We start from the raw sequence: 8,651 nt of genomic DNA on the forward strand, positions 1-8,651 counted from the left end.
AAACCCGACTTCTTTGAGAAGTCGGGTTTGTATCCTAACTAGCGAATCGAGATATTCAGCAGCGATTGAAAAATGAAAACTCATTTAGCCCATCTATTGCTAGTTACCACCTCCATCTGGCTAATACCGATACCACTAGCCATCGCCAAACCCAAACCAGCACAGAGCGTCACAGTAGTTCCGCCGCAAGTCATTTCCCCCGCCGCCGCACTCAATCGGTTAATCGTCGCGGAAAAATTAGACGCAAGTTGGTTCACACCAGCATTTCTCAAAGCGGTAGATAAAAACTCGGATGTGAATGCGCTTCAAATGCAGCGAGATATCACCATGAAGCTAGGACGCTTTAGGTATGGTAGTTACAAATCAGTTCAATCTATCGGCGGCAGTAAATATCGCGTCTTATTCGAGCGAGCCGAACCCGATGCCGTAGTTATCAAACTCGCTATCGATGCCAAAGGCAGAATCGCCAATTTGGAAATTAGTGAGAAAAACAAACCAGCCCCAAAAGCTCCAGCTCAAGCCGCTCTCGATAAATCTTTCAAAACCAATACCCGTGCCAACGGCGAAAGTAGCCCAGTGCTGTTGAGTCTCAAGCAGTGATTGGGGGATTATCAAAAGGTGCAAAAAGTAGACGCAACTAAATATCTGGGTATCTTCGATCGCGGTTCTGCTCCAGTGATGATTAATTTTAAGCCGGACGGATCGATTGAGAACTATCGCATGGGCTGTCCGACTACTAAGATTTCCCTGAAGCAGGCACCAGCCAATCTTCAGCAGATATTTGCTAACTGTCCCAATCTCAAGTAGAGACAAGTACTTAGGACATCCCCGACTTCACTAAAAGGTTAGGAATATGCCCACCATTCTAATTGGACATAATTGGCTACAATCGGCTCACTTATTAGACGGGGTAGCTAATCCGATGGCAGATATCGACATCAGCATAATGATTTAACTCTATGTCATCAATCACAGATAAAGTAGATCGACTATTTACCCAATGGGATAAACCCAACTCCCCAGGCTGCGCCCTCGCCGTTATCCAAAATGGTGAAATCATCTACAAACGCGGCTACGGAATGGCAAATTTGGAATATGACATCCCCATCACCCCCAATTCTGTCTTTGATATCGGCTCTAATTCCAAACAATTCACCGCAATGTGTATTGTATTACTTGCCAGACAAAATCTCCTAACTCTAGACGATGAACTGCAAAAACATATTCCCGAAATTCCTCAATATACTCACCCAATTACTTTAAGACACCTAAGTTGTCATACCAGTGGTTTGCGAGACTATCTGACTTTGATGGAGATGAGTGGATCGATCGGTGAGAATAATTATTTAACTGAAGACATCATTTCATTAGTCACTCGTCAACAAAGCTTAAACTTTCAGCCAGGAACCGAGCAACTATACTCCAATACTGGCTATCTTTTATTAGCAGAAATAATTAAACGTGTTTCAGGTAAATCTCTGCGCGTATTCGCTGAGGAACATATATTTACTCCGTTGGGAATGAAAAATACTCACTTTCATGATGATTTTAGAGCAATCGTCAAGAATAGAGCAGATGCCTATGAACCGAAAGAAGATAGAGGTTTTCAGACTGCCTTGTCTTGGTTAGATTGTTGTGGTGATGGACAACTTTATACAACAGTTGAAGATCTCTCACTCTGGGATCGAAATTTTTACCATAATATATTGGGCGGCTATGGGCAAGATTTAATCGAAGAAATAACTACTCCAGGCAAACTTGATAATGGCGAAACTATATCTGGAGCTTTTGGGCTGCAAATAAGCGATCGCGGTGGCTTAGAGACGATTTCGCACGGCGGCTCGTGGATGGGTTATCAGAGCCAATTTATTCGTTTTCCAGATCGCAATTTTTCGGTTATCTGTTTGGCTAATCTTGGTACATTCAACCCAAATAAATTAGCCTTTGAAGTTGCCGATATCTATTTAAAAAATGAATATCCACAAGCGATCGCCAAACTAATGCCGCGTTCTGTTACCCCAATCGATCTACCGCTAGCAGAGCTAGAAATTAGAACTGGTCTTTACCATAATCCGACAACAAACAGTGTTTGGGAACTAGAGCTAAAAGATGAAAAACTCATGGCTAAATTAGCATGGATGTATTTTCAGCTCGTTCTGATCGATGCTACTCATTTTCAATCTGTCGATAATGAGATTGACTACGATCTTGATTTCCATGAAGATCCCACTCGCCCGATCGTCAAAGTCGATATTGGCAATGGGGTGAAGGAATTCACGCTTGAAAAGATGTTAGAAACAGCACCCGATCTATTAACAGATTACGTCGGCACTTATTATGCTGATGAATTAGAATTTAGCTATCAACTATATCTAGATGATAACAAAATACGGGTTAAACATAAGGGTATCGAGCCATTCCAGCTCAGATCGATTAGAAAAGACTTCTTGCTTTTCAAAGCAGACAAATTTGAATTTATCCGCGACGATCGAGGAATAGTTATTGGGTTCGATCGATGTAGCGATCGAGTACGGCGAGTGCATTTTAGCAAGCAGTAGAGATTATTGGCAAATCTCATTTCACTAATCAAGATAAAACAAATGTCAAAAAAATCAATGGGATTACTACATCTAAATCTTAATGTTGCCGATATCGTTCGATCGGAACATTTCTACCAACAAGTGTTTGGGTATGTTCGCATTGTCGATACGAGTGGAGAAATTCAGCGTGAGGGCCAAAATCTGTTTGTGAAGCAAATTATTCTAGGTATACCTGGCGCAGACGATCTACTTGCATTGAGCGAACTAACAGGTGCAACAGTTGGCACAGGTGGGATGAGTCACTTTGGGATTGTTGTTGAAGATGCGGAAGTCGAAGCCCTCACCAAAAAAGTTGTTGCTTGCGGTGGCACAATTTTAGAATATGGTGTGCGTGAGGAAAATGGTGTAGCCGAACCCTTTGCTTACGTTCGAGATCCTGATGGTTATGCGATCGAGGTTGCCTCTCAGAGTATCGTTTATGCCCAAGATTTTAGGCGGAAAGTAGTAATGCGCCAATACCAAGGCGAATCCGATCTTCAATTAATTATCGATCTCATTGATGCTTGCGAAAAAGTCGATCGATTAGAGTCATTTGTCTCGTTCGAGCAATTGCGTTTATCCATAACCAATCCGGCAATCGATCGAGCGCGCGATTTAGGGCTGTGGGAAGATGCTCAGGGAAAATTAATTGGTTTTGGCGAATTATCGATCGATGAACCTATTCCAGACAATCTTGCTAATAGTACACTCTGGTTTTTTGTCCATCCGCTCGCGCGTGGTGGTGACTTAGAATCGCAAATTATTGCTTGGGCAGAACAGCGGATTAGTGAAGTAGCTAGAGAACGTCAGGGACAGCCTAAATTATTAACTTGGAGTCGCAATAGCCGCCTAGATCGCATTGCCATATTAGAGCATCATGGTTTTGTCAAAGGTCGTCAATACTGGTTTTTATCTCAGTCATTGCAGCGAAATATTCCTACATCACAATTGCCTGAAGGTTTTAGCATTCGCGCTGTCGATGGCGAACGGGAAGCACAAGCATGGGTGGATCTTCACAATCAGGCTTTTTGTAATGCTTGGCTCTACCACCCGCTAACTGTCGAAAGCTACAAACATCGCTTGCAAGCTCCTGACTACTTACCCGAACTAGATTTAGTAGCCGTCGATGCCGATGATAAGTTTGCAGCTATTTGTTACTGCGCTATCGATCGATCGCACAATACTTTTGTTGGCAGACAAGAAGGTTGGGTGGCATTATTATTTACCAGTCCTGACTTTCAACGACGCGGATTGGCTAGAGCGATACTACATCATGCCTTGGCTCGGCTTAAGACTCTCAACATCGAGATTGCCAAAATTGGCGTGGATTCGGAAAATGCTTATGGTGCGAGACAACTATATGAATCGATCGGCTTTGAACGTGTTTACACTAACATCGCCTATGTCAAGCATCTGTAAGTTGATTAATTGGACATAATCGGACATAATTGGCTACAATCGGTTCATTAATCGGACATAGTAGCCACTCTGATGACAGATACTGACATTTCCATCACCCAAGAGCTACTGTTGCTCATCGCTGAAATTGACGAATTCAAAGGAAAGTGGCGGGCACTCAATACTCTGGCACCAGATCGATTGGCAGCTCTCCGCAAGATTGCCACGATCGAAAGTGTCGGCTCATCGACGCGGATTGAAGGAGCTAGATTATCAGATCGACAGGTACAAGAACTGTTAGCTAACATCGGGAAGCAAAGTTTTACTTCCCGCGACGAGCAAGAGGTGGCGGGATATGCCGAAGTGATGGATTCGATCTTTGCAAGCTGGGAGTCGATCCCATTCTCGGAAAATTACATCAAACAATTCCACAAGATGCTACTGAAATATAGTCCCAAAGACGAACGACATCGGGGCGAGTACAAGAAGTTTGAGAATAGTGTGCAAGCTTTCGACGTAGATGGAAATAGTTTGGGGATCGTGTTTGAAACCACTTCACCCTTTGACACGCCGCGTCAGATGTCTGAAATTGTCAACTGGACGGCAGATCGCCTGATTTCACCCACAATTCATCCGCTGCTAGCGATCGGAATTTTTGTCGTTACCTTTCTGGCGATCCATCCATTTCAGGATGGAAATGGTCGTTTGTCGCGAATTTTGACGACACTATTGCTGTTGAAAGCTGGCTATAGCTATGTGCCATATTCTTCGCTCGAAAGCATTATCGAAGAGAGCAAAGAAGGCTATTATCTGGCGCTACGACAAACTCAAGGAACTCTTCATCAAGATCGATCGCCTAATTGGGAACCGTGGTTGGTATTTTTTCTGCGGGTGCTCCAACGTCAGAAGAATAGACTGCAAACTAAACTCGACACCGAAAAAATCATGGCTTCGACTTTGCCATTGCTATCGGTACGCATCCTCGAATTAGCTAAGGAACATGGCAGAGTGACGACTCAATCGATCGAGCAAGCTACAGGTGAAAGTCGTAGCACGATTAAGGCACGGCTCAAACAACTGACTGTCGATCGACTATTGGTTCGCTATGGCAATGGGAGATCTACTTGGTATGGACTTAGTTAAATAGTAATCGAAACAGCCACCGCTACCTAAATTACCGCTCGAGCATAATGACACCACCAGATCTAATTATTTCCACCCAAAACCTGACTAAATCCTATGGCAAACGGCAAGTTGTCAGTAATCTCAATTTAGCAGTACCGAGAGGTTCGATTTGTGGTTTTCTCGGCGCTAATGGAGCGGGCAAAAGTACCACGATTAAGCTGTTGCTGGGGCTGGTACAGCCGACAAGTGGCGTTGGGACAGTTTTTGGTAAAAATATCGTTAACGATAGCGTAGCGATTCGCGAACGGGTGGGATTTTTAGCTCAATCACCAAGTTTTTACGGTCATTTAACTGCCAAAGAAACGCTTCAGTTTGTGGCTTCCTTCTTCTTTACTGGCTCTAAAACTGCAATTGCCGCGCGAATTGAAGAACTAATCGAATTGGTGGGTTTGAGCGGCAAAGCCGATCGACCTGTTAAGGGTTTTTCTGGTGGTGAAAAGCAGCGGTTAGGGATCGCGCAAGCGGCGATTAACGATCCAGAATTAATCATTCTCGATGAGCCAGCTTCGGCGCTCGATCCGTTGGGGCGGCGGGATGTCTTGAAGATTTTGGAGAGTTTTCGCGATCGCAGTACGGTATTTTATTCGACTCACATTCTCGATGATGTGCAGCGGGTGAGCGATCGTGTCGTCATTCTTGAACGCGGGAGATTAATTGCCCAAGGGCGAATTGAAGAACTCTTATCGGGCGATAGTAATTTATTTCACATGACAGTTCGCGGCGACGGTGCGACTATTAAAAATCGCTTATTATCTATGCCTTGGATTAACAAAATCGAGCTAGAAACTGGAGTGCCGGATCTAACAAATAGCCACACGACGAAACTGCTAATTTATGTCAGTGATGCTCGCCGCGCTGAAACCGAACTATTGCGATTGGCGATCGCGGATAATAACACCATCGTTACCCACTTTGAGCGATCGGCACACAATCTCGAAGATATTTTTGTCAATTTAGTCAGTGGAGGCACTAAACATGAATGAGCGAGATTTGGGACTCCAGCGCGTTGGGAGTAGTTGGCATCGCGGTTTTAACGCCATTTATCGCAAAGAGTTAGCCGCCTGGTTTGGGACGCACCGCTGGATAAATCAATCGATTATTTGGATGGCGCTGACTCTGACTCCCGCGCTGACGGTGCCTACGGCTACCAACGATCGCGGTGCAGCGGTCTTAGCACTATTTTTGTGGTCGGGTAGTAATATGATGTCCATTGGGACAATTATTTTGACTCAAGGCGCGATCGTCGAAGAAAAGCTGACCCAAACTCTACTGTGGATTTTTGCCAAACCGTTATCACCTGCGGGGTTTATCCTCGGTAAGTTTGCGGCTTGTGCGGTATTTATCGCCGCGATCGTCATTGGTGCGCCTGCTATTATTGTCTATATTTATGCCGCGATCGTCGGACTACCTGCAACTATCTCGCTGTTAAATTTTCTCGTTGGCGTGGGGATGGTTTATCTGGTGCTGTTATTTGTGCTGGCGCTAACTTTGTTATTGGGAGTACTATTTGACAAAATTGCGGCTGTCACCGCAGTGGCATTGGCAATTTTTTTTAGTGGATCGGGTTTACCTTCTACCCAGTTACGCTGGCTCGAACCCTATACTGTTTGGGCACTGCAACACAATTCTTCCGAAACACTTAATGGTAATTTTCCGAGTACGGGCTGGTGGGCGATCTGTAGTGCGGGGATATCAATCGGGTTGTTACTCGCAATGGCGATTACCTGGATGCAGCGATCGGAATTATAAATTTTGATGTTGCTCAATTGTCAGCAAACAATAGATTTTGGTGCATACGCTAAGATCTAAACAAAATTACAATCGAGCATTCAATTTATAACAAGGTTATAACCATGAAAATTACTCATCGTATCGCTACGCTCTCAACAACGACGATTTTGCTATCGATTTCATCATTGGGGATGGTGGCTAACGCGCAGCCAGCTCCTGAAGTCGTTCTCGATCGAGCATTCCGGTACGAGTCTTCTGCTCCCACCAGCCAAGGGCGAGGGTTACTGACAAGCTTTCAGGGTTGGCTGGGTACCTATCAGCGGATTCGTAAAGACGTTAGTGGCTATGTGGTTGTGTTCGATCGTGGTTCGCTCCCACTCGATGCCAAATTTAAATCGAATGGCTCGATCGAAAGTATGACTTTTGGATGTCCGATTTCTAGATCTGTATCGATAAACGATGCGCCGACTGATATCCGCCAAGCCTTGTCTAAGTGCGGTGGCTTCCGATCTTAAACTAGCAATCTCGATCGAGTTCAATTCTACTAAGAGTCATCTAAATAACCCCAAATCAAAAACCCCCTGACATTACTGTCAGGGGGTTTTAATCTCTTAAACTCTTAGATCGAACAGATATTAACCGTTGATTGCAGGAGCAGTCAAAGCAACTGGAGTAGCTTCACCAGCAGCTAAGTCCAGAGGGAAGTTGTGAGCGTTACGCTCGTGCATTACTTCCATCCCTAAGTTAGCGCGGTTGATGATGTCAGCCCAGGTGTTGATTCCGTGACCTTGTGCATCTACAACAGACTGGTTAAAGTTGAAACCGTTGAGGTTGAAGGCCATGGTCGATACACCCAAAGATGTGAACCAGATGCCTACTACAGGCCATGCAGCTAAGAAGAAGTGCAAGGAACGGCTGTTGTTGAATGAAGCGTATTGGAAGATCAGACGACCGAAGTAGCCGTGAGCTGCAACGATGTTGTATGTTTCTTCTTCTTGTCCGAATTTGTAACCGTAGTTTTGGCTTTCAACTTCGGTTGTTTCACGAACTAAGCTGGAGGTTACTAGCGAACCGTGCATTGCGGAGAATAATGAACCACCGAATACACCAGCTACGCCGAGCATGTGGAAGGGGTGCATTAAGATGTTGTGTTCTGCTTGGAAGACGATCATGAAGTTGAAGGTTCCGGAGATACCTAAAGGCATACCGTCTGAGAATGAACCTTGACCGATTGGGTAAATCAAGAATACTGCGGTTGCTGCTGCAACAGGTGCTGAGTAAGCAACACAGATCCAAGGACGCATCCCGAGGCGGTAGGAAAGTTCCCACTCACGACCCATGTAGCAGAAGATGCCGATGAGGAAGTGGAATACTACTAGTTGGTAAGGACCGCCGTTGTACAACCACTCATCTAAGGAAGCAGCTTCCCAGATGGGGTAGAAGTGAAGACCAATAGCGTTGGAGGAGGGGATGACAGCACCGGAGATGATGTTGTTGCCGAACATTAAGGAGCCTGCGACTGGTTCGCGGATGCCGTCGATGTCTACGGGGGGAGCGGCGATGAAGGCGATGATGAAGCAGATGGTGGCGGAGAGGAGGGTTGGTACCATAAGTACGCCGAACCAGCCGATGTAGATGCGATTTTCTGTGGAGGCGATCCAGCTACAGAAGCGTTCCCAGACGTTGGCGCTCTGGGTGCGTTGTAAGGTTGTGGTCATTGTATGATTGCTGTTTGTTCCTGGTGGAACGGAATGTTTT

General features: G+C 45.2%; 9 protein-coding genes. 8 read left to right on the forward strand and 1 reads right to left on the reverse strand.

Going from position 1 to position 8,651, the window contains the following annotated elements:
* Positions 1-72 precede the first annotated feature (72 nt).
* From RMO52_RS05340 to RMO52_RS05375, 8 genes are all read left to right on the forward strand, one after another.
* Positions 73-600, forward strand: coding sequence for a hypothetical protein (locus RMO52_RS05340; RefSeq protein WP_310411605.1), 528 nt, complete (start codon positions 73-75; stop codon positions 598-600).
* Positions 601-618: 18 nt separating this feature from the next.
* Entirely contained in the window at positions 619-807 is a 189-nt protein-coding gene (locus RMO52_RS05345) for a hypothetical protein (RefSeq protein ID WP_309739058.1), read from the forward strand.
* Positions 808-959: 152 nt separating this feature from the next.
* The gene (locus tag RMO52_RS05350; protein ID WP_309739060.1) at positions 960-2,558 is read left to right on the forward strand and encodes a serine hydrolase domain-containing protein; all 1,599 of its coding nucleotides are present in this window, start codon (positions 960-962) and stop codon (positions 2,556-2,558) included.
* 42 nt (positions 2,559-2,600) lie between these two features.
* Positions 2,601-3,998 carry a GNAT family N-acetyltransferase gene (locus RMO52_RS05355; RefSeq protein WP_309739062.1) on the forward strand — a complete coding sequence of 466 codons (1,398 nt, stop codon included), beginning with the start codon at positions 2,601-2,603 and terminating at the stop codon, positions 3,996-3,998.
* 72 nt (positions 3,999-4,070) lie between these two features.
* A complete protein-coding gene (locus RMO52_RS05360) occupies positions 4,071-5,120 on the forward strand; it encodes a Fic family protein (RefSeq protein ID WP_309739064.1) in 1,050 nt (349 codons plus the stop codon).
* A gap of 47 nt (positions 5,121-5,167) precedes the next feature.
* The gene (locus tag RMO52_RS05365) at positions 5,168-6,145 is read left to right on the forward strand and encodes an ABC transporter ATP-binding protein (RefSeq protein ID WP_310411608.1); all 978 of its coding nucleotides are present in this window, start codon (positions 5,168-5,170) and stop codon (positions 6,143-6,145) included.
* Complete coding sequence (locus RMO52_RS05370; RefSeq protein ID WP_310411610.1) at positions 6,138-6,911, forward strand: hypothetical protein; 774 nt, start codon at positions 6,138-6,140, stop codon at positions 6,909-6,911. Before RMO52_RS05365 ends, RMO52_RS05370 begins: the two co-directional genes overlap by 8 nt.
* Before the next feature lie 104 nt (positions 6,912-7,015).
* Positions 7,016-7,408, forward strand: coding sequence for a hypothetical protein (locus RMO52_RS05375; protein WP_310411613.1), 393 nt, complete (start codon positions 7,016-7,018; stop codon positions 7,406-7,408).
* Between the two features lie 120 nt (positions 7,409-7,528).
* Here the strand turns inward: RMO52_RS05375 and psbA are convergent, their stop codons facing one another.
* Positions 7,529-8,611 carry a photosystem II q(b) protein gene (gene psbA, locus RMO52_RS05380; RefSeq protein ID WP_309739073.1) on the reverse strand — a complete coding sequence of 361 codons (1,083 nt, stop codon included), beginning with the start codon at positions 8,609-8,611 and terminating at the stop codon, positions 7,529-7,531.
* Positions 8,612-8,651: the final 40 nt, after the last annotated feature.

The organism is Chamaesiphon sp. OTE_8_metabat_110 (genome assembly GCF_031382685.1).
Classification (GTDB): Bacteria; Cyanobacteriota; Cyanobacteriia; order Cyanobacteriales; family Chamaesiphonaceae; genus Chamaesiphon.